Genomic DNA, 20,970 nt, shown 5'->3' with positions numbered 1-20,970 from the left:
GCCAACGAGCTACCCCCGTACTCGACGACATTGATTTTTTAGAAAATCGGTCTCTTGGGCCGTAACAACTAAAGAGCGCTGCTCTGCACAAAGGTAAGCTTGAACTTCGCCTTCGAAACTACTGTCAATTGCGCTTGCGATCTTAGCTAAAGAACCGGCAACTGTATTGTCTAGTTGAAATTGATGTTTGATAACAAAGTCTTGTTCCAGGTTCCAAATTAGCTGCATACCTTCCGCTTGCGCATATTGTGAAATAGCCTCGCGAAGCGTATTGCCTTCGTTGAAGGTGCGATATTTGTGTTCACCAGTCCAGTTCTTTTCAACTGGACGTGTTTGACTGGACATCTTGGCTAACTTGCTGTCTAGGTTAGGATCTACACCAGCAATATCAAGCACGAAATCCCCCTGTTCATCCTCTAATGGATCAGTTGAAGACATACGAAAGTCACGGTAAAACTCGCTAAGGCCCTTTGAAACAGATTTCTCTTCTTTTTGTGACTCAGGTGTAGGTGACTGTTCGTGTGTCTGTAGCATATAAATCAGTACGCCTGCGGCAATAACAAGCACTACCGCAATACCTATTTGCTTTGCCCAAAATGAAGAGCTTGAATAACTCGTCTGTCCCATAACCTACCAATCTGTGATCACACTAAAACTCGATATAAGCTGATTAATCTCTACTTATATCTATCTGAATATCTATACTTTAGCCGAACCTGTTTTAAAGTGCCTTTATCCTATTTATCTATTTTTGTAAGTGCAAACTGGTTGTGACAAGCCACGGCATATACAGTTATTGTGCTCTTTGGTTACCTACTGCCATTTATAAAGTTCCATTCTTTGCAAAGTGCTGGCGACTCGTTCGCTCTAGTTAACCGCTGTACCCTTCTTCGCTCGGATGACTTTTTGTTCGGCGTTTACAATGATTTATAAAGCGATTCGGGATTACTCTCGGGGCGCGTCTTGAAACGCTTATGCATCCATAGGTAGCTCTCTGGCTGTTCCTTCACTGCACTATCAATGTGCTGATTTAAGAGAGTTAACGCCTCTGCATCTTCCATTGCGCCCAGTTCAGAAAGTGGTGGGTATATTTTTATCTTATAGCCACGTTTTGTGTATTGAGACGTTATGATCATAGGCTCAGAGTTTGTGCGTCTTATAAACATAAGCGTCGCCGTTGTTGTAGCCGTTTCTTTTACGCCACCAAATGGCACAAAAATGCTCTGTCTAGGGCCGTAATCTTGGTCGGGCAGATACAGGCATAACTCTTTATCATCAAGTGCTGCAATAAGCGCCTTAGCATTTCGTTTATCAATCATGTATTTGTTAGAGCGGTTGCGCCCGTGATACTGAAGATAATCGACTAACGGGTTGTTGTGCTTTCTGTAAAAGGCAATACTAGGGTGGTAAAAACCTATGCCACGACACGCAAACTCTAAGTTCATATTGTGTAGCGCCATACCAAAAACGCCTTTACCTTCAGCAAGGGCTGCTTCCACGTGCTCGGTGCCCTCTATTTCAATAGCGCGTTTGACCCGCCAGTCAGGCCACCACCAGCCCATGGCTGTTTCAAACAACGCCATACCCGTTCTGCGTATGTTTTCTTTATAAAGTGCTTCAATTTCACTTTCTGACAACGACGGGTTCCAAAGTTGTAAATTTCGTTTTGCAACTTTCGCTCGTTTAGGCACTGCAAAAGCAATTAGCTTTCCTGCGCCGCCCCCAATAGTTCGGATTACAGGTAAAGGTAGCCAAGTAATTGCGTATAGGATAAAAACGCCCAACCAAACGGGCCAGAATTTAGGGCCAAGAAATGCCAACTTAAACTTAGGAGCTTTAATTGCCGCCGCCAATGTATCTTTCCTAGTAAATGAAGTGGGCGGCATTGTAGCAGAAGGTTTTTATCGGGGCTAATTGGGCCAGTTGAACAACAAGATGGTTAGGGTAAACGGTATGACAACCAATATAAGGCAGGCAGCGACTGGATTACATTATTTGTTAAACGTCACCACCTAGCCTTTGGGTTTGGTTTTGGGTTTGCCGAACCGCTTGTTATTAGCTTGCTGTAGCAAGAATAAAACGAACTGTAGCTCAGTACTCTTTGTCTATCTGCTTTAATTTTTTTTCAAAAGATTCGTACTGCTCTTTTGAATCATAATCAAAGTGATACTGATTATGGAAACCAAACTGAAGCTTTACGTTAACGTCTTCGATGTACAGCGTATAGCCGTCATGGTCAGTAAACGCTGTTATTCCGTTAAGCTTATATTGTTCGTTTTCTTTTGCCCCATGTTGGCGAATCTTATCGAAAACCTGAAGTAAGAACTTGCTGTCTAATTCGTTTTTCATCGTAAATCCATAGTTGTGAATTTACTTATTTTTACATGAACAAACGTCTTTTGGATTCAAATGAACTACGAGTTCTTTTCTATGCTTTGAAAACAGACTCTAGTCGTCATATTGTGAATAATGATTAGTAATGTGGTCAGAGACAGCAAACATCAGCCTTGTTGTAAATTACCGCTCTCACGCTTGCTCACTATTTAGAAGTTGTAACGAAATCCAAGGTTAACGATATGAGCTGAAAAATCATCTTTACCACCAAAATAGGTGTATTCAACACGAACCATTGACTGCAAGCCAAGATAATAGTCAAAGCCTAGCCCTGCTAGCCCAGCAATAATAGTGTCATCGTAACCGCAAATAACTGCTTCGCTACCACAAGCAGAACTATCTACGGACGCATGTTCAATATCAACACTTGCAACGCCCAGCTTGTAATAGAGCTCTCCTTTTTGGCTGCTTGCTTTGCCCAGTAGAGCCAAATATGGGCCTTTCGATGAAATTGATTGCTCATCGTTGTCCGTATCAATGAGAGAGATATACCCCCCTTCTACATACCACTGACGATGGAACTGATAGCCTAGAGCAGCAGAGTAGCTAACGTCTGCTTCACTATCTACTTCAGTATCTACATTTCCATATCCAATATTCGCCACCGCGTAACCGTTAGCTGAGGCCAGCCCAGGAAAGGCTAAGCTCGCAAGGAACGCACTACCAATAGCAATTTTGGCGAAAGATTGTGAAAGACTACGCATTTTTTACTTCTCCTTGTTAAAGAGCGCTAACTATAAAAGACAATGAGAATAAATAAAACGCGCTTCGAAAAAATTAGTGGACTGTAAAAGCAGCTTCACCCCAAAAAATGTCATGGACCTACGAAATGTGTATTTTTTGACCATTAAATTTGAGCAATGTTAAACGTTTGTTTAAAACTATCGTACTAATATTGCACGGTTATCAAAACTAACCATTTATAAACTAAAGCGTTTTTACAAAATTTGATCTTTTTCAAATAAGGTGTAGTATTAACTAAAACAACTGGTCAGATGAGCGGATGAGTTATTATGAGTATCAGAACTAGCTTAAAGAAAGTATTACCTCCAATTTCAGTTACAGAACAAGAAGCCCTTGACGCGGGTGACGTGTGGATTGAATCTTCTATTTATCAGGGTAAGCCTGACATGCAGGCGCTACGCGATATCCCTCAGGCAAAACTGAGCGCGGATGAACAAGCATTCATGGATGGTCCAGTAGCCGAACTGCTAGACATGATTGATGATTTCGAGCTTGGTAACGGTAAACATATTCCTCAAGAAGTTTTAGACTTCCTTGGTAAGAACCGTTTCTTCTCAATGATTATTCCAAAGAAATTTGGTGGTCTTGAATTCAGCCCTTATGCAAACTCGACTATCGTTGCAACAATCGCTGCGAAAAGCGGTGCAATTGCGGTAACTGTGATGGTACCTAACTCGTTAGGCCCGGGTGAGCTTCTAATGCATTATGGTACAAACGAGCAGCAAGATTACTGGTTACCTCGTCTTGCGGACGGTCGCGACATTCCTTGTTTCGCGCTAACAAGCCCAGAGGCAGGTTCAGACGCAGGTGCTATCCCTGATGCAGCTATCGTTACTAAAGGCGAATTTAATGGCGAAGAAGTTCTTGGTCTTCGCGTAAGCTGGGACAAGCGCTATATTACGCTTGCTCCAATTGCGACTGTACTTGGTCTTGCATTTAAAGTATTTGACCCAGACCAACTACTTGGCGACAAGTTAGAGCTAGGCATTACGTGTGCCCTTCTTCCTAAGTCGCACCCAGGTGTTGAGCTAGGTAACCGTCATGACCCTATGGGCGTACGTTTCTATAACGGTACTACTCGTGGTCAAGACGTGTTTATTCCTATGGATTTCATCATTGGCGGTCAAAAGAACATTGGTCGTGGCTGGCAGATGCTAGTTAGCTGCCTAGGCGCGGGTCGCGGTATTTCACTTCCAGCGATGGGTGTGGCTACAGCACAATCTGCATTTAAAGGCACAGTAGAGTATTCATTCGTACGTGAGCAGTTCGGTCTTCCAATTGGTCGCTTTGAAGGTATTCAGGAAAAAATGGCAGATATCGCAGGTAAGACGTTCTTACTTGAAGCGATGCGTGTATTAACTACTGAAGGTCTTGGTCTAGGCGTTAAGCCATCGGTAGTAACGGCAATTGCTAAGTACCACATGACTGAACTAGGTCGCGACGTGATGAACTCTGCAATGGATATCCAAGCGGGTAAAGCGATTCAACGTGGTCCTCAAAATACATTGGCGGGCGGTTATGCTGCACTTCCTATCGCAATTACGGTAGAAGGCGCGAACATTCTTACTCGTAACCTAATGATCTTTGGTCAAGGTGCAATGCGTTGTCACCCTTACCTTAAGGACATGGTTGACCTAATCCACAGCAACGAAAGTTCAGCGGACGCAGAGTTCAACAAGGTCCTTCGTAAGACAGTGGGCTTTAGTGTTAAGAATGCGTTCCGCAGCTTAGGTAAAGGCTATCTTCCTTTCCTACGTGAGAGCGAGTCTGCGCTACCTGAGGTTCGCAAATACGAGAAGCGTGTAAACAGCATATCTGCGAAACTAGCGCCATTGGCTGACCTTTCGCTTGCAGTACTAGGTGGTGACCTTAAGAAAGCTGAGCTTCTATCTGCGCGTCTTGGTGACGTAATGAGTTACCTATACGGTGCGATGGCAGCAATTCGTTTCTACGAGCAGCGTATCGAAGATAGAAAGCTTGCGCTTCCGTACTTTGAATACGCAATGCAGTGGTCTTTACAGCAAGCTGATCAGGCAATTGTTAATTTCATCAACAATTTCCCGAACACAGCAACACGCGGTCTAATGCGTCTTCTTACTAATACTTACACCAACAGTGTTGCGGGTATTAGCGACGACCTAGTACGTGAGTTATCAATTGCATCTATGCAAGACAACAGTGTGAAAGAGCAGCTTACGCATCTTGTGCGTGTTAGCCCAGGTGATGGTAACGATATTAACGAGCAGGCGTTTAAAGCGAAACACGCAGTAGCGCACCTTCTTAGTAAGGTGCAAAAAGCACTTCGCAAAGAGCCAGTAGTGCCGTTCATTTCGTTTGAACATGCACTTAACAAGCTGCAAGAAAAAGGCGTAGTAACGGCTGATGAAGCCGCTAAGCTTCACGACTACAACGAGAAGCGTAAGCTAGCGGTTCGTGTAGACGAATACACCTTCGATATGGAACTTGTTCCTGCATCACAAACGCTTAAAGCGATTGATGGCGGTCAAAACGCGGCTTAAATAGTAACAGCACAAGCGGTGTCAAATTGAAAAAGCCCTGTCAGATTTCAACTGACGGGGCTTTTTAATTCCTGTAATCAAATTTAACGCTCATTAACTTTTCCTTTGTTTAATCTGTACCTATCCTTGAATTAACGACACTTCTATATGCAAGGATTCTCGCCATGAAAAAGGCGCAAATTTCGGTAAATAAAGGCATTTCATCGTTCTTTTTTTATCTATTTTCATCGCTATCAGTTGTCGCTTTTGCAGAAGATAACGCGCAAAATTTTATCATTGGCGAACTCAATCATCCTCGAGTTTCCAGCTACTATAAACCTTTAGTAGAGCGCGCTTATCTCGACCTTGGCATGGAAGTAAGGTTCGAGAAAGTCGGCGGTGAAAGAGGGCTAAGACTTTTAAACGAGGGAATGACAGATGCAGATGTTGTTCGCTACGATGTTGTCGCACAACCCGACAATAATATTGTTATTGTCCCACCTGCTCTCTCTCATGGCGCATCATTTTTATTATGTATTAGGGGCGCAAAGTGCGATAAAAGTGTTTTGCAAAACCCAGACAAAGCAATAGCCGTTACCACACGTTTCTTCTTCAATATGGACGTAAGCCCAGATGAGCTGAGTGCTAATATCATTGAGTTTGACAATTTTAATCACGTTATCGATTTGCTGTTAAATGGCCGATTCAATTACGCGATTATACCCAGTGATTATTCAGAAAAAGCTATTTTTGAGCAGTCTGGAATAGAGTTCATCCCACTTGTAGAGCACGAGATAGTTCATGTTATCCACAAAAAACATTCTCATTTAGTCGAGCGCCTTTCCGCTGCCCTCGCTAAGCAACTTGAACTAGGAAGAAATAATACCAGTCCGCAAATGAAAACGCCCGCTTCAAGGAAGCAGGCGTTTTGATTGGATGGGTATTTAACGCGTTTTTTATGTTTTAACTAGATAAAATCTATACATATCACGCATCAAATTACCTCGTTTTAATCGAACATATACTTAAGAGAAAGTACTGTTGTACGACCATTAAGAGGACGTGCACGTACATAGCTTCCTACTGCGGCAGAACCTTCTTCTGATTCAGTGATGATAAACTCATCAGTCGCATTGTTCATGTTAAGTGACACTGAGAACTGATCGTTTACCCAGTATGTAGCAAATAAGTTTACAAGGGTATAACCGTCTTGCTTAAGGTCATTGTTATCTTGAACATAATACTCAGTAGAGCCTTGTAGTGAAGCACCAACAGACCACGTGTCAGTAACGTATTCTGGAGTAATAGTCCAGATCCAATCCGCTTGACGGCGAGGTGTATTACCTTCTAATGCTGGGTTGTTAACATCGTCGCTAATCTCTGCATCTGTCCACGTTAGGTTACCAGACATGACAAAGTTATCCGTTGCATTCCAGCGACCTTCAAGCTCAAGACCTGTCGCTTCGTACTCACGCATAAACGTAAGACCGCTAGTTACCTCAGCTTGTGTATCTTCAGTAACCGTGTCGAACAAGGTGGCGTTGACCATTAGGTCTTTCGTCCCGTACTTATAACCAATTTCAAACTGCTTAGTTGTGTCGTAACCTGAAGTCGTACTTGTTAGACTACCATCTGCATTTAGCGTACCGCCAATTTGTAGTAGACGGTCAGCAATTGCACGGCCACCTTTTGAGTAACGAGCAAAGAAAGTTTGGCTGTCGCTTAGAAGGTAAGAACCACCAATTGAGTAAGACGTGTTATTCGCGCTGTAATCTACGATTTGAGACGCCGCACCAGCACGGTTAAGGTTAATCACACCACCGCTGATAAATCCGCTGTTAGTTGCAGAAGCATCTTCAATTTGCTCAATTACGCCGTTACCGTTTAGGTCGAAATCAGTATTACCACCACAGCAAGAGCTAATAAGCTCGCCAGAAGCTTCTGTGGTATCGTGACGTACCGACGCATCAATCAGAATGTTGTCCGATAACTCAAAGCCAACGTTCATGTAAGGTGCTTTAGTCACATAGTTAAGGTCCCATTCCCAAGAAAGGAAGCTTGCCGACAGTAAGCCATCAGATACTAGCTCTACACCGTCTGCATCAGTAATGGTTAGTAACTGAGAATTGTCACCGTCAAGTGTTTGAATAAATGTCTGCCAGCTAGACCAGCTTGTTGCGATGTCTTGATTTGAGTAGTAGTAACCAACCGTTAGATCGATACCGTTATCAAACTCTTTACGCAAGCTGAAATCGTTGATCATGTTGCCAAGATCATTGATACGCGTGTCAAACTGAAGGTTTGTGAAAGCTTGCCCCGTATATACATCACCAGCGCCAGGACCATTAGCTAGTACCACGCTTGTGCTGTCACAGTTTAGCGCATTGCCGTCACCATCTGTCGCGCCGGCGCAAAGTGCTGAAGCAAAGTTTGAAACATCGCCAGGGCCCGCTGGGAAGCCGTCAGTAAATGGCGCGATAAAACCGCCAGAAATATCTGAAATGCGGAACTTGTTAAGTAAAAACAGGTTTTCCGCTACTTCTAAATCAACTTCTACACCGAAAGAGCTAACTTTAGATTCAATACCGTCACGTACGTCGCGGTTCTCAGGGTTTCCGAAGCTATCAAAAGTAGAAATATTTGTGTTATATGCAGAATTCAGCGCTTGTGAACTTGCGTCATAACCTGGTACTGGGCCGTACTCACCATCACCTTTCACAAGTACTGGTGAAGGAAGATATGTTGATACCTTATCATCCAAGTTTTTGTAGTGGAAACGGATGTGGCCGTTATCTAGCATTTTAGTAATGTTAAATTTAACCTGACCGCCTTGGTCGCCGTTGTAACCAGTTTCACGAGGGCCTTCACCGCCACGAGCAAAACCGGCAATATGATAATATAGATCATCAGTGATTTCGCCACCGTAGCGGAAATCTAAACGGAACTCTTCATAGTCAACACCGAATGATGTACCGATAGCACCACCACCTACTTCACCAGTATTACTGATCATGTTGATAACGCCGCCGGGCGAGTTACTTGCAAACGTTGATGCTGAACCACCACGCACTGCTTCAACATTCGCCACTGACCAGTCGTAACGTAGGAAGTTATCTGCGTTACCAAAGTTAATGTCACCATACTCTAATACTGGTAAACCGTCTTCATGAAGCTGAAGAAATTTGGAACCGCCTGTTGCTAGCGGGATACCACGGATGGTGATGTTTGCGTTACCGCCACCACCAGAAGACTCAGCGCGAATACCAGGAAGAGCGCGGAAAACTTCGGCTGTTGAACGTGGAGCAAGTTTTAAAATATCTTCTTCGTCAAATGCGCTCACAGAAACACTAGCTTCTTGCATAGTAGCACCGCCAGGTGCAGCGGTTACAACGATTTGCTCAAATTTTTCTTTCGACTTGTTTTCCGCATCTGGCGTTGCAGTTTCTTGTGCAATTACAGACCCTGACAATGCGGTACAAACTGCAAGAGTCAGTGCGTTGAGTGTGTGATGTTTTTTCATGTTTTTCTCCGGCAATGTGTTGGAGTTGTTAAATCCTAAGTAGCCTCTTCCCCTAGACTACTAGGTTTAGTGGCAACACAATAAGCTTAATCGATTAAGAATCTATAACAAAAAAACAACATTGTAAACAACCTGTGAAATATTTATTTTAAAAACACCGTTTAGAAAGAGACAAATGTTAATAGCCTTATTCTAAAGTCCAACTTAAATAGCTTAACAGGCACTATCACCTCAAATTAAAAACATCGATTAAGATAAGTTAATGTAACAGTATGAACGCTAGCAATATGCTCAATAACTTGCTGACTTGTTAGCAGCGCGAACTTGCTAAACTGTGATCTTATTAGAACTATTAATTGAAAAACGTACTATATTGTAGCTGTATATTTTTATGTGTAGGCTGAGATAAATTTAAAAGACGAATAAAATCGAAATGTGTATGCGTAACAAACCTTGCTTAGACAAGTAAGTACTACCGATAGGTTTCAAAGGTTGAATAAACAACACGACAATATCTCAAGAGTCGAAATAGAAAGAGACACCACCGACATGCTTTTGGGCAATAGTTTCGTCGGTCTTCTGATGACGATATTCGCGTTTTCAGGCCTTGTTTTTTTCTTCGAAAACGACCAGCCGTCGGTCTTTACGCACAAGCTGCAAGTGTGGGTTGCTATGGCAGGGGGAGCAGGTACGGTTCTATCGCCAGACAAAAAGCTTGTAGGTTATTATTCTACGGCACTTCTCGTCCCTATGTCGTTATGCGCTATTACAGATGAAGAGGGCGAGTTTTTTATTTTAGGCGTTTTGGGATTGGTCTTTTGGTTTGGTATTTTTATGAGTGCTTTTCGTTACCACAAGTTTTTCATAGGTACGCTACACCTGAAAGCAAGAAACAATAGCCTAGTAGAGCAGATGAAAATTGAGCGCAGCGAAACAGAAAAAGTTAATCAGCTTCTTATTGCCTCTAACGAAAAGCTCGATGCCTCAAACGCGACCCTTGAAGCTGAAGTCGAACGACGAACCGCTGACCTCTACCGACTCTCGAATCGTGATCCGTTGACTAATCTACTTAACCGAAATGGCTTTTTAAAATACCTTAATAACTTACTCGATACCACGCGGGCGCTAGATAATTCGCTGGCGCTTCTATTTATTGACCTGGATGGTTTTAAGCAAGTTAACGACAGTTTAGGCCACAAAATCGGAGACATAGTGCTGGCAGAAATTGCTGACCGTTTGCGCAACTATACAGAAGAAAACCATCTCGGTAGATGGGGAGGTGACGAATTTGTAGCAGTCATCCCCTACGCTAATGTCGACACGGCAAAAGCGGTAGCTCACGCCATGCGCAGTGGTGTCACCATTCCTATTATTGCCAATGATAATCAAATAACCCTTGATGCAACCATTGGTATAGCTATGTTTCCCGAACATGGTGAAACTGCTGTTGATTTGATTCAGCAGGCTGATTTGACCATGTATGATCAAAAGCGCGAACAGCGAGGCTCCATTGGTGTTTTCAGCCAAGCACTTCATCAAGAAATCAAGCGTGAGCAACAACTTTGCGAACGTTTGCGCTGCGCCATCGATAATGGGGAATTTACCGTTTTCTATCAGCCAATTATAGACGTTACTTCAAATACGCCTTCTTCAGTAGAGGCGCTGCTAAGATGGAAATGCGATGATGAAAGTATTTCCCCAGCTGTATTTATCCCACTTGCTGAGCGTAGCGGACTTATGCCGGAAATAGGGGCATGGGTATTAAACCGCGCACTTATCGACCTGTCTCACTGGCATTTTAGACAAGGTCTTGCAATATCAGTCAATGTGTCAGTCTCTCAACTGCTTGATGATAGCTTTCTTAAAACTGTAGACAATGCACTAAAAACTACACAAATCTCTCCGGCGCGGCTTCATTTGAAAATTACAGAGAGCGTTTTCGCTATCGATAAAGAAGTGGTAAGCGTAAAAGTCAATGAACTCGTCGCGCGAGGCATTAAAGTTTCTATTGATGATTTTGGTACAGGCTACTCATCATTGAGTCGCCTACAGTCAATGCCATGCGATTTTATTAAGATTGATCGTTCTTTTGTACAGAATAGCTCTGAAGAGAGTGATACCATTATAAGGGCGACACTTTTGATGGCAAAAGAGTTTAACTGTAAAACTATTGCAGAAGGAATCGAAACCGAAGAGCAAAAGCTTCATCTTGCTCAGCTAGGTACTGATTACTTGCAAGGTTTTTACTTTGCTAAACCTATGAATGCCAGCGACCTAATCTCTTGGTATAACGAAAATTATTAATCACCATGGCTCAACTTTATTTTTATTACTCTGCAATGAATGCAGGAAAATCCACATCTTTACTTCAATCTGCTTACAACTACCGCGAACGCGGAATGCACTCAATTATCTACACAGCAGCGTTAGATGACAGATACGGCGTTGGCAAAGTAACGTCGCGTATTGGCCTGCAAGCCGACGCTAAGTTATACGCGAAAGATGACAATTTATATGCGTCGATAAGCAAAGATTACGAAGCACGTAAACCCGATTGCGTCTTTATTGACGAAGCACAATTTTTAACTAAAGCGCAAGTTAAACAGTTGGTTGACGTTGTTGATGAATTGGGAGTTCCCGTTCTAGCTTATGGGCTAAGAACTGACTTTTTAGGCGAAACTTTTGAAGGCAGTCACTATTTACTGGCTTGGGCTGATAAGCTGTCAGAGTTAAAAACGGTCTGTCATTGCGGAAAAAAGGCAAGTTTCGTAGTCCGTTTGGACGAAAATGGCAATGCCGTAAAAAATGGCGACCAGGTTCAAATAGGTGGTAACGACACTTACGAATCCATGTGTCGTAAGCACTTTAAAGAATTGGTGTGGAGTAAGACTTAAATTCAAATGCACCTAAGCCTTTTGTTTCAGGGTAGTTTCACGTATTGCTCAACTAAGGTTATAAACTTAAAAAGCAAGTTACTTCCACGGGCTTGCTTTTTTTACTTAAACATTTAAGCCACTAACTTGCACACTCGCTAACCTGCCACTATTGTTAAATTGCTGTAAACAAAACTGTATTCAAAGCATTTAGCAAGGATATCGCATGAAGCACACAAGCAAATTCAAACCTGCACTGGTTGCCATCTCAATCGCAGCAGCGCTGCACGGAGCCTCAGCAATAGCACAAGAAACGAAGGATGAATCGCAAGTTGAAGTTATTCAAGTTTCAGGGATTCGAGGGTCGCTAATTCGTGCCCAAGCAGTAAAGATGGACAATGACTCAATTGTAGAAGCCATTTCAGCAGAGGATATCGGTAAGCTCCCAGATTCGTCCATTGCAGAGTCCCTTGCCCGCTTACCCGGGCTTTCCGGTGAACGGGTTGGAGGGAGAACGTCAGGAATATCTGTTCGCGGGTTTAAAGAGGACTTCACCGGAACTTCACTAAATGGCCGCGAGCTGATAGGTATTGGTGACAACCGTGGTGTTGAATATGATTTGTACCCTGCAGAAATAATGACAGGCGCCACAATTTATAAAACTTCAGATGCGTCGCTAATAGTACAGGGTATCGGCGGTACAGTTGACCTTCAAACAGTACGCCCTCTAGCTGCTCAAGAAACGCTTACCGTAACCGGCGTTTATGAACTCGGAGGTAACGACTCTGACAACCCAGAGTTTGATAACAGTGGCAATCGATTTGCCCTCTCATTTGTAGAAAAATTTGCAGATGACACCGTAGGTCTAGCACTCGCTATTGCTTCAACCGAGTCGCCCAGAAATGAGAGAAAATACGGCGTTTGGGGTTACGGTGAAAATGATGAAGGACAGGTCCTTCCTTTTGGTTTAGATTCGCAAGCAATTAGCCGAGTATTAGAGCGGGATACAGTTTCAGCTATTCTGCAATGGCGCCCTACAGATAGACTAGATATTGTATTTGACGCCCTCGATATTGATTACTCTGATTCAGGCGTTATCCGCGGTTTTATAGAACCTTTTGCAGCCGCAAACGTTACCGGCAGCGGTGTAAATAGTTCTGGCACACAGATTAATGCCAACCCTGTGTTAAGAACAGATCCCGCTCAAAAAGACGGTGAGCTTCAAACCTTTGGTTTAAATATAAAATACGACATAAGCGATGACTGGACTGTAATGCTAGATGTCGCAGATAGTGAATCAAGTAAGCGAGACCTACGGGGTGAATCTTATGCAGGCCTCGCACGCTCTGGCGCGCTTAGCGAAGATCAACTCGGCTCGCGCCAATTCCAAATGAGTGCCGATGGCATTTTCTTTACTGACAGTAGCGGTCTTGATGCATTTTCTGACCCAGCCTTATTGCAGCTCGCCGGCCCTCAAGTTTGGGGTGGCGGCATGGCTAATATTGCCGATCAATTTGCCACTGATGCCCTGCAAGCGAACGGCCAGCCTTACAGCTATTTCAATGCGCAAGACGGCTTCTTAAACTTCGCCGACTTTGAGGAAGAACTCACCACTGTGCGCTTTGAAGCAGTTGGCTATGTTAACTGGAGCATATTTAATACCTTTACTGCGGGAATTAACTACAGCGATAGATACAAAGCGAAAGACAACAAAGGCTTTTTCGCAACAGCCTCATCGTACCCTTTTTCAGAAGCGATTCCCCAGCAGTATCTATACAACGGACTAGCCGATCTGACATGGGCGGGAATGGGCAATGTAGTAGCGTACGATGGATTTGCTCCTTACAATGATGGTGAGTACACACTAAACGATGCCGGTCTATTAGAACCAGACCGTTTGGGCGATACTTACACAGTAAATGAAGAAGTCACTACCGTTTACGTACAGCTAGATTTTGAGACCGAAGTGCAGGGTTTCAATGTAAAAGGCAATGTGGGCGCTCAATATGTCCAAACTGATCAAACCTCATCAGGTTTCATTGGTATTGTCGGACCAAACTTCGCCGTATGTGATGATGACGGTAATGAGGCAGTCGATGCCGATTGTATAATAACGGACGGCGATGATTACTCGCATTTCCTGCCTAGCTTGAATATTAGTGTAGAGTTGGATGAAAACCGCTATTTACGCTTGGGCGCGTCTAAAACCATAAGCCGTGCTCGAATCGATCAGATGAAGGCATCGGGATTTGTTAAATTTGATCAAAACATTGAGCTTATTGCCACGGAAAACTCTGAAGAAGCAGTAAGAGAGTTTGGTTCTCCGTGGTCTAAGTTTACAGGAAATCCAACCCTTCGTCCGCTTGAAGCGAATAACTTTGATTTATCTTTTGAAAACTATTTTGATGAAGAAGGTTATGTCTCAGTTGCGCTTTTTTATAAAGACTTAGTTAACTGGACCCGTGACGGTAATCAACTCATCGACTTTACAAACGATGTCACAAACGAAGGCGCAAACTACTTTATTCCAGGGTTTCACGACAGAGTGATCGATGTGGCTGGTAATTATGGCCCTCAGGATACGCCTTACGAAGTGGGTGACTTAGTAACGCCACCAGATCAGGGGTTCTATTCATTCTTCGAAGACGGTCTTGAAGGTGAAATGAAAGGTATTGAGCTGACGGCCAATATTCCATTGAGAATGGTGGGGGATGTACTGGACGGCTTTGGTATTGCCGCTTCAGCAACTATCTTAGATGCTGAACTCGAAGATGGCACAGCTATTCCCGGTCAATCTGACAATACATACAGCATTACGGTTTACTACGAGGCTAACGGATTCGAAGTAAGGGTAGCCGCTACAGACCGCTCAGAGTTCCTTACTTATCAACGCGGGGGCTCCAACAAAATTGAAGCTGCTACGCGGGATGCTGTCACCCAGGTCGATGCACAAATAAGTTATGACTTTGCAGATAGTGGCATTGAATATTTGGAAGGACTAAGAGTTTCCCTTCAAGGCGTTAATCTGACTGATGAGAAGGAAGAAACCATTGATGATGCAGGCATTGTTACGCTCCGCCGGGAGTTTGGTCCCTCATATATGCTTAATTTAAATTACGCTTTCTACTAAAAAAAACACTGGGCATATCTAACCTTGCTACAGGTTAATAAGGCGCACTTATCTCGGGCGTCTTATTAACCTTTTCGAGAAAATTTCTTTAAACAGTTTCTCCAACGCGAAGCTCAAAAGGCAAGGTACTTTTGGTAGAAACCATGCTAAGTAAAGCTTTGGTTGCTTCAACACCTTTACTTGCACTCGATTGACATACAGTAGTTAGGCTAGGTCGAGCACGCTCGGCTTCTTCGATTCCATCAAACCCCGTTATTTTAAGATCTTCTGGGACCTTAACTCCCATATCTAATGCTGAGTTAAGTAACTCGAGTGCGATGATATCACTCATACACAAGACAACATTTGGCCTGGGAGAACTGGTCAACACTTCTTTGGCTGCCTGCTTGGCAAAGTGTCTATCACTTTCTGGAAGGTGCCATATACGCTCATTGCTTACCGTAATATTTTTTTCTTCCGCAGCTTTCAAATATCCATCAAGACGGCGGTGGGCAATTGAGCTATCTACATCAATCAATGGGCTATCATATATACGACACGTAGAGGGTGAATCGATAAGGCGTAGCCCAAATATTGCCACGTTGTCACCCTCTTTTAATGCATGGGACGCAACCCGATAAGCCGCTTCTTCGTTGTCGATATTAATCGACGGCTTATCTTCGATATCAAAATCTACCGTAACAACCGGCTTCGGAGACACTGCTAATTCTTTTACCAGATTATTATTGCGAGGCTGACCATAGCAAATAAACCCGTCAACAAAATCTACTACATCAAGAAGGCTGTTTGAATCACCCGCGTAAAGTAATAAGTGCTTACCATTCTCTTGCAGAGCAGATGAGACCCCTTTGATAAATGTGCTAGCTACTGGGTCGCTCACCATATAGGAGATACTGTCGGCGAGCACTAGAGCCACAATATTTGAAGTGCCCTTCCTTAGAATTTGCGCGGCTTTGTTTGGCCCACTGTATCCAATCTTTTTACACTGCGACAAAATTTCTTCGCGCCTCGCTTTGGATAATTGGTCTGGACGATTAAACGCGTTTGAAATGGTTGCCGTTGATACGCCTAACTGCTCAGCAACATCTTTTAGGGTTAGTTTCGTTTTATTCATTGTTATAAGCTCTTTTAACGAGACTTACTACCCTGATCAAAAATAAACAAAGGGTAGCAAGCTTGCGCTTCGACTACCCTTTGACTATACCATTAACTTAAACGTTTAACGCGCAATTTAGTCACTAATTTAACGTCTAAGTATAAAAATACATTGAGAAGCTTAATTTTAAGAAGCTCTCTTTCTACCTTGTGCCGAAAATTTTATCCCCGGCATCACCGAGCCCTGGCAGTATATAGCCTTTTTCATTCAGTCTTTCATCAATAGCAGCTGTGAATATATCGACATCGGGGTGAGCATCGACTACGGCTTTGATGCCTTCAGGTGCAGCAACAAGAAACAACCCCATTATTCGACGGCAGCCTTTCTTTTTGAGTAGGTCAATAGTTGCGATTAACGTTCCTCCGGTTGCAAGCATAGGGTCGACAATCAGTGCGGTTCGTTCGTCGATATTTTTAACTACCTTATCAAAGTAAGCAATAGGCTGAAGGGTTTCTTCATCGCGATAAAGCCCAACCACACTAATTTTCGCATTTGGAATTAGCTCTAATACACCTTCTAACATCCCCAACCCGGCGCGAAGGATAGGCACTACCGTTATCTTTTTCCCTTTAATTTGTCTTACTTCTACCTCGTCGCCTGACCAGCTTTTAATTGTAGCTCGCTCTGTCGGCAGCGTTCGCGTTGCTTCATAGGTCAGCAGATTTCCTACTTCAGAGGCAAGCTCGCGAAAATCTTTGCTACTAATTTTGGCATTTCGCATAAGCCCTAATTTGTGCGCAATGAGAGGGTGGGTAATTTCATGAACGGCCATGTAAGACTCCTAGTAATCGATTTCATGCTATTTTAACCCAGCCGTACTTGAGTTAAAGCGATTAGTCGTAAAAATATGTTTATTCAATGCTTTGAAATGTCATTTTTTACTCTAGACAGCACTCATATTTGCTTTAACCTAGAGTTGCAGCTTTCAATATCCATATGTACTTATTATGGAGCCATTTAGTAACCCTATGCGATATTTTCACACTCGTTTCGCTGGAATTTAGGGATATATTTCTATTGGTAATTCGTGAGAACAACGGGAAGTACAGTTCTTTCATAAAGCCTGCTTAAAGTCACTTTATAAAACCATGTTTATCTATTTCAAAAGGAATTGTTTATGCCTTACGCTAAACGTTTTCGTTATCTTGCTATAATCGCACTCAGTTTTTGTACTCATAATGCGTTCGCACAATGGGAACAAATTACGCCTCATAATGAAGTTGTCGTATCTGTACCTGGCGGTGGAGAGAAAACCGCTTATCCATCATGTTCCCTTCCCGCTTTACCTGGGCCTGAAGGGTTAGCTCCAAATCCATTTTCGTTTTATTTCGAACAGGGCGAGAGTGACAATTTACTGATTTACTTTAACGGTGGAGGCGCATGCTGGGATGACGCAACCTGCCTTGCTTCTATGCAGCTCGAGTTCGACGACAACCCGATGTCACGGGCCGCTTATAATCCTTCAGCCGTAATCGAGAATACGCCTTTTATTTCGGGCGGAATATTTGAGGATACGGAAGAAAACCCTTTTCAAACTTGGTCAAAAGTTTTCATTCCTTACTGTACTGGCGACTTACACTTGGGCTCTAAAGATACGCAGTATGTTGACGAGCTTGGAATCGTTACAGGCCTACCAGGTGCAGAAGTTACATTAAGACACCGTGGCCACGACAACGCGCTAGTTGTTATGCAGTGGATTAAAGATAAACTGAATAATGATGATTTATCACCTAATAAAGTGTTACTCAGTGGAAGTAGTGCCGGTGGATACGGCGCTACATTCAACTTTCCCTACTTCCAATCGCTGTTTGGACGCACCAAAGTAGCGCTTTTTGCTGATGCGTCCCTAGGCGTTATTTCAAAAGGTTTTACGCAAACAGTGCTAAATTATCAAGGCCCGTGGGGTATTGAAGACACACTTCCAAGAAATTTCCAACGTTTAATAGGTAACTTTAACTATCTAACCCTTAATAAACAGGTGATGTTGCGACTAGCTTATCAGTACCCTTGGAATCGCTTTGCCCAGTATTCAACCGGGACTGATATTGTCCAAATTCAGTTTTCAAAAATTTCAGATCAGGTTTCAAGAGGTAATTTAGACCCAACGACATGGGGAGTAACAGAATCTGATTTAGGCTACATACTTGGCTGGCAGCTTCAAGCTAATGCATCGGTTCATGCGCTGTCAGCATTCACATGGAACTACCAATTTTATATTGGAGAAGGCACGTGCCATATGGTGCTAAACGATTTCTGTGAGGACAATGCATTCCCAGTATCGTCGCCTAGCCCATTCTACAATGAGCAGAGTGCACAGGGTATTTCCTTTAACGAGTGGCTATATACGTTCGCTACATCACGCCGCTTTAGAGAAAATAGCGCAGCATATTATCAGTAGAATACGCAGCTCAAATTCTTATTAGCATTGACCAACAATATGGCGAGTCCAATCCAGTAGCGGTTGGATTAGCCATCTTAAAGACGAAGACTTGTTGGTTATAATTTAGCATTTTTAAAGCAAAAGCCCCTTCTCCCTTACCCTACTTGTAATGTAGCGCCATCTGGCATAGTCACTTCAATTTTCATATTTCCGCCAACGGCTGCTAAATATGCTGCTGCGCGTTGAAGAGAAACATCCTGGATACGCTTCGATTCCAACTTGCTCACGCCAGAAGCCGTTACCGATAATGCCATTGCTACAACTTCTTGTTTAACCCTGTGCTGTTTTCTTATGTCACCTAGTGTAATTTCTTTCATTGTCTTTTACCGAGAATTTCGGGCATTAAAAAAGCCCAGATGGTGATACCTTCTGGGCTTTTGCAAAACGTTCTTACCTGCAGTGCCCAGAAGCCAATACTTGCCCCTGAACACCGACGGTCAGGTGCAATCAGTAATTAAAATTATAAAAATAACCAGTTGAAACGTTTTGCATGATAATTCTCTTTTCACAATGTGCTTGTACAAACGACCCTGTGCCGCGACTAAGCTAAATGTTTAGGCTTCGGTGCTTTTTAAAAATTCAGCAGCGGCCTTCAGTCACTTATCCTTAACCATACCATGTAGATAAGCAATAGCAATGACTTTCCAAAAAGGAAAGTGCCTACAGTAGGCTATGGGTGAGTGATTAGACAAGAAGTACCTTTAAAAGGCTACGCTATCACCCACCGCCGCTTGCTTGAGTGATGCTAGAAAATTGGGGACCTGGTCGCTTCCTTCTTCAGGAGACCAGCTTGCAAAGCCTTTATCATCGACGGCTTCGTAAGGGCCCTCTTTAACTTCCATGAAAACTACTGGGCTATGACACACCGTTGCGTGCCAGGTATTAGGAGGAATCTCAATTCCGCTGGTCTCTCCACTGGCCGTTAGCGTTACTCTGTTTTCAACGTCGCCATCTTCGCTGAAAAATAGAATGTCTAATTCGCCTTCTACCACCATGAAGAACTCCCACTTATGAGACTGTACATGTCGATGAGGCCGCACGTAAGAATCGGCCATCATTGCAATAAAAAGACGCTGGACCATATCAGTATAAGATTTGTGGACGTTAAAATTTGCTCGCCGGCGAGGGCTTGTCTCTGCCGACTGCTTAAGCGTTTCAAACAATGCTTTATCAAAATACTGAATAGTGTCCAACGTCACGTCCTGTTAATTATTGCGATAGTGTCTAAAGCGTATCGCTCCTTCACGAAGCAATGCAAGCTTAAGTGACCAATAGATCTCCTAATGTAAGTTACCACATCATCAAAGGCTCGCGACCTCTATCCATCCACCTTGTATATGCTTCACTTTTTTATCTTGGTGACAGAACACAGGGATCTTCCAGCCTTCCTCGCTTCGTTTTTCTAACCGACTGTCAGGCCAGGTGTACGCCGCTTGAGAGGAGACCTTAACCCATTGTTTATCCGTAGTTACTGGCGCTCGTCCAAGCGACTGCCACCCTTTGCTGTGCGTATTCACTTCCACACCATTTGGGCTAAACCTGAGCATGGGCGATTGGTGTTCATCCAATACCACCATATGATGATCCCCTTTATAACTAACTCGAATTGCCCGTTCAGCGCCTGGGACCACCATAGCGTTCAAGTCCGCGATTGGCGACGACGCATTATCTACGGTTACCAAAGTACGCTTATCAGGGGGCGCCAAAGACTTAAAGTAACCGGAAATATCACTACGCTTTCCGTTTAAAGCAATCGCAACATTCCAGTTATCGATGTGCTCATCTGTTTTTTCAAGTCGTTTGTCATACCAGCCATAGTAGTTATTCTTACTTACCAGCTCCCATTTAGATTCCAGCTTATTGTCTGTCACCCACTCTGGCAATGGTCTAGGCCCTGCGGTTTGTACTTTGTACCACATTGGGTGGTCCCAATTCGCGTAAACGCCGCTTGGCGTTATGCGAATAAAAGGCTCTCCGTCGTTTCCAAGTACTTCAAGCTTTCCTTTGCCGGTAAACTCTACAAGAATTTCATTACCCAATGGTGAGCTTTGAATTTGAGAAATTACATTAGCGTTTTGGGTGTCGACCTTTTCAATGACAGGTAGCCACTCGCCCGCGACAGCTGAAGCGCCGTGGGCAGATGCATTTGCGGCCGTTAATAAACCTGCACACAGCATGATGCTTAGTGATATTACTCGCTTAATCATAGCTATAT

Annotated in this window: 16 protein-coding genes; 6 read left to right on the top strand and 10 right to left on the bottom strand. The window is 43.4% G+C overall.

Annotated elements, in window-relative coordinates; genetic code table 11:
- Positions 1 to 9: 9 nt before the first annotated feature.
- The 4 genes from V7R55_RS02420 to V7R55_RS02405 form a co-directional block, all read right to left on the bottom strand.
- Positions 10 to 627: a TcpQ domain-containing protein gene (locus tag V7R55_RS02420; RefSeq protein WP_334057015.1), complete on the bottom strand. Its 618-nt coding sequence runs from the start codon at positions 625 to 627 to the stop codon at positions 10 to 12.
- 290 nt (positions 628 to 917) lie between these two features.
- A complete protein-coding gene (gene lpxL / locus V7R55_RS02415; protein WP_334057013.1) occupies positions 918 to 1,853 on the bottom strand; it encodes an LpxL/LpxP family Kdo(2)-lipid IV(A) lauroyl/palmitoleoyl acyltransferase in 936 nt (311 codons plus the stop codon).
- 238 nt (positions 1,854 to 2,091) lie between these two features.
- Positions 2,092 to 2,349: a DUF3081 domain-containing protein gene (locus V7R55_RS02410; RefSeq protein ID WP_014999118.1), complete on the bottom strand. Its 258-nt coding sequence runs from the start codon at positions 2,347 to 2,349 to the stop codon at positions 2,092 to 2,094.
- Positions 2,350 to 2,543: 194 nt separating this feature from the next.
- Positions 2,544 to 3,098, bottom strand: coding sequence for an outer membrane protein (locus V7R55_RS02405; protein WP_334057010.1), 555 nt, complete (start codon positions 3,096 to 3,098; stop codon positions 2,544 to 2,546).
- A 309-nt stretch (positions 3,099 to 3,407) separates the two neighbouring features.
- On the opposite strand from V7R55_RS02405, the gene V7R55_RS02400 reads away from it, so the two are divergent.
- Together V7R55_RS02400 and V7R55_RS02395 are read left to right on the top strand one after the other, a co-directional pair.
- A complete protein-coding gene (locus V7R55_RS02400) occupies positions 3,408 to 5,657 on the top strand; it encodes an acyl-CoA dehydrogenase (protein ID WP_334057008.1) in 2,250 nt (749 codons plus the stop codon).
- Between the two features lie 164 nt (positions 5,658 to 5,821).
- Positions 5,822 to 6,568 (top strand): hypothetical protein, encoded by a 747-nt coding sequence (locus V7R55_RS02395; protein ID WP_334057007.1) that lies wholly within the window; start codon positions 5,822 to 5,824, stop codon positions 6,566 to 6,568.
- A 77-nt stretch (positions 6,569 to 6,645) separates the two neighbouring features.
- On the opposite strand, the gene V7R55_RS02390 is transcribed toward V7R55_RS02395, so the two are convergent.
- On the bottom strand, positions 6,646 to 9,156 hold the full coding sequence (locus tag V7R55_RS02390) for a TonB-dependent receptor (RefSeq protein WP_334057005.1): 2,511 nt from the start codon (positions 9,154 to 9,156) through the stop codon (positions 6,646 to 6,648).
- Positions 9,157 to 9,648: 492 nt separating this feature from the next.
- On the opposite strand from V7R55_RS02390, the gene V7R55_RS02385 reads away from it, so the two are divergent.
- The 3 genes from V7R55_RS02385 (at position 9,649) to V7R55_RS02375 (ending at position 15,159) form a co-directional block, all read left to right on the top strand.
- Positions 9,649 to 11,460 (top strand): putative bifunctional diguanylate cyclase/phosphodiesterase, encoded by a 1,812-nt coding sequence (locus V7R55_RS02385; RefSeq protein ID WP_334057004.1) that lies wholly within the window; start codon positions 9,649 to 9,651, stop codon positions 11,458 to 11,460.
- A 5-nt stretch (positions 11,461 to 11,465) separates the two neighbouring features.
- Positions 11,466 to 12,050 carry a thymidine kinase gene (locus V7R55_RS02380; RefSeq protein WP_334057002.1) on the top strand — a complete coding sequence of 195 codons (585 nt, stop codon included), beginning with the start codon at positions 11,466 to 11,468 and terminating at the stop codon, positions 12,048 to 12,050.
- Between the two features lie 205 nt (positions 12,051 to 12,255).
- The gene (locus tag V7R55_RS02375) at positions 12,256 to 15,159 is read left to right on the top strand and encodes a TonB-dependent receptor (RefSeq protein ID WP_334057001.1); all 2,904 of its coding nucleotides are present in this window, start codon (positions 12,256 to 12,258) and stop codon (positions 15,157 to 15,159) included.
- A gap of 88 nt (positions 15,160 to 15,247) precedes the next feature.
- On the opposite strand, the gene V7R55_RS02370 is transcribed toward V7R55_RS02375, so the two are convergent.
- Both V7R55_RS02370 and upp read right to left on the bottom strand, forming a co-directional pair.
- Positions 15,248 to 16,273 (bottom strand): LacI family DNA-binding transcriptional regulator, encoded by a 1,026-nt coding sequence (locus V7R55_RS02370; protein WP_334057000.1) that lies wholly within the window; start codon positions 16,271 to 16,273, stop codon positions 15,248 to 15,250.
- A 184-nt stretch (positions 16,274 to 16,457) separates the two neighbouring features.
- Positions 16,458 to 17,087, bottom strand: a complete 630-nt coding sequence (gene upp, locus V7R55_RS02365; protein WP_334056999.1) for a uracil phosphoribosyltransferase — start codon at positions 17,085 to 17,087, stop codon at positions 16,458 to 16,460.
- A 345-nt stretch (positions 17,088 to 17,432) separates the two neighbouring features.
- Between upp and V7R55_RS02360 the strand changes: the two genes are divergently transcribed.
- A complete protein-coding gene (locus tag V7R55_RS02360) occupies positions 17,433 to 18,713 on the top strand; it encodes a pectin acetylesterase-family hydrolase (protein WP_334056997.1) in 1,281 nt (426 codons plus the stop codon).
- A gap of 137 nt (positions 18,714 to 18,850) precedes the next feature.
- Here V7R55_RS02360 and V7R55_RS02355 read toward each other — a convergent pair whose 3' ends face one another.
- The 3 genes from V7R55_RS02355 to V7R55_RS02345 form a co-directional block, all read right to left on the bottom strand.
- Positions 18,851 to 19,072, bottom strand: a complete 222-nt coding sequence (locus V7R55_RS02355; protein ID WP_014950268.1) for an XRE family transcriptional regulator — start codon at positions 19,070 to 19,072, stop codon at positions 18,851 to 18,853.
- A gap of 384 nt (positions 19,073 to 19,456) precedes the next feature.
- Complete coding sequence (locus V7R55_RS02350) at positions 19,457 to 19,948, bottom strand: WbuC family cupin fold metalloprotein (protein WP_334056995.1); 492 nt, start codon at positions 19,946 to 19,948, stop codon at positions 19,457 to 19,459.
- A 108-nt stretch (positions 19,949 to 20,056) separates the two neighbouring features.
- A complete protein-coding gene (locus V7R55_RS02345) occupies positions 20,057 to 20,962 on the bottom strand; it encodes a hypothetical protein (RefSeq protein ID WP_334056993.1) in 906 nt (301 codons plus the stop codon).
- Positions 20,963 to 20,970 lie beyond the last annotated feature (8 nt).

The sequence above is a fragment of the Alteromonas sp. S005 genome (genome assembly GCF_036864475.1).
Lineage (GTDB): Bacteria > Pseudomonadota > Gammaproteobacteria > Enterobacterales > Alteromonadaceae > Alteromonas.
Note: the sequence above shows the minus strand (reverse complement) of the source record. Positions and strands in the feature narration are given on the sequence as shown.

Coding starts and splice junctions, on each gene's coding strand:
- V7R55_RS02420 (WP_334057015.1), bottom strand. CDS start 627: ATGGGACAGACGAGTTATTCAAGCTCTTCATTTTGGGCAAAGCAAATA.
- V7R55_RS02410 (WP_014999118.1), bottom strand. CDS start 2,349: ATGAAAAACGAATTAGACAGCAAGTTCTTACTTCAGGTTTTCGATAAG.
- V7R55_RS02405 (WP_334057010.1), bottom strand. CDS start 3,098: ATGCGTAGTCTTTCACAATCTTTCGCCAAAATTGCTATTGGTAGTGCG.
- V7R55_RS02400 (WP_334057008.1), top strand. CDS start 3,408: ATGAGTATCAGAACTAGCTTAAAGAAAGTATTACCTCCAATTTCAGTT.
- V7R55_RS02395 (WP_334057007.1), top strand. CDS start 5,822: ATGAAAAAGGCGCAAATTTCGGTAAATAAAGGCATTTCATCGTTCTTT.
- V7R55_RS02390 (WP_334057005.1), bottom strand. CDS start 9,156: ATGAAAAAACATCACACACTCAACGCACTGACTCTTGCAGTTTGTACC.
- V7R55_RS02380 (WP_334057002.1), top strand. CDS start 11,466: ATGGCTCAACTTTATTTTTATTACTCTGCAATGAATGCAGGAAAATCC.
- V7R55_RS02375 (WP_334057001.1), top strand. CDS start 12,256: ATGAAGCACACAAGCAAATTCAAACCTGCACTGGTTGCCATCTCAATC.
- V7R55_RS02370 (WP_334057000.1), bottom strand. CDS start 16,273: ATGAATAAAACGAAACTAACCCTAAAAGATGTTGCTGAGCAGTTAGGC.
- upp (WP_334056999.1), bottom strand. CDS start 17,087: ATGGCCGTTCATGAAATTACCCACCCTCTCATTGCGCACAAATTAGGG.
- V7R55_RS02360 (WP_334056997.1), top strand. CDS start 17,433: ATGCCTTACGCTAAACGTTTTCGTTATCTTGCTATAATCGCACTCAGT.
- V7R55_RS02355 (WP_014950268.1), bottom strand. CDS start 19,072: ATGAAAGAAATTACACTAGGTGACATAAGAAAACAGCACAGGGTTAAA.
- V7R55_RS02345 (WP_334056993.1), bottom strand. CDS start 20,962: ATGATTAAGCGAGTAATATCACTAAGCATCATGCTGTGTGCAGGTTTA.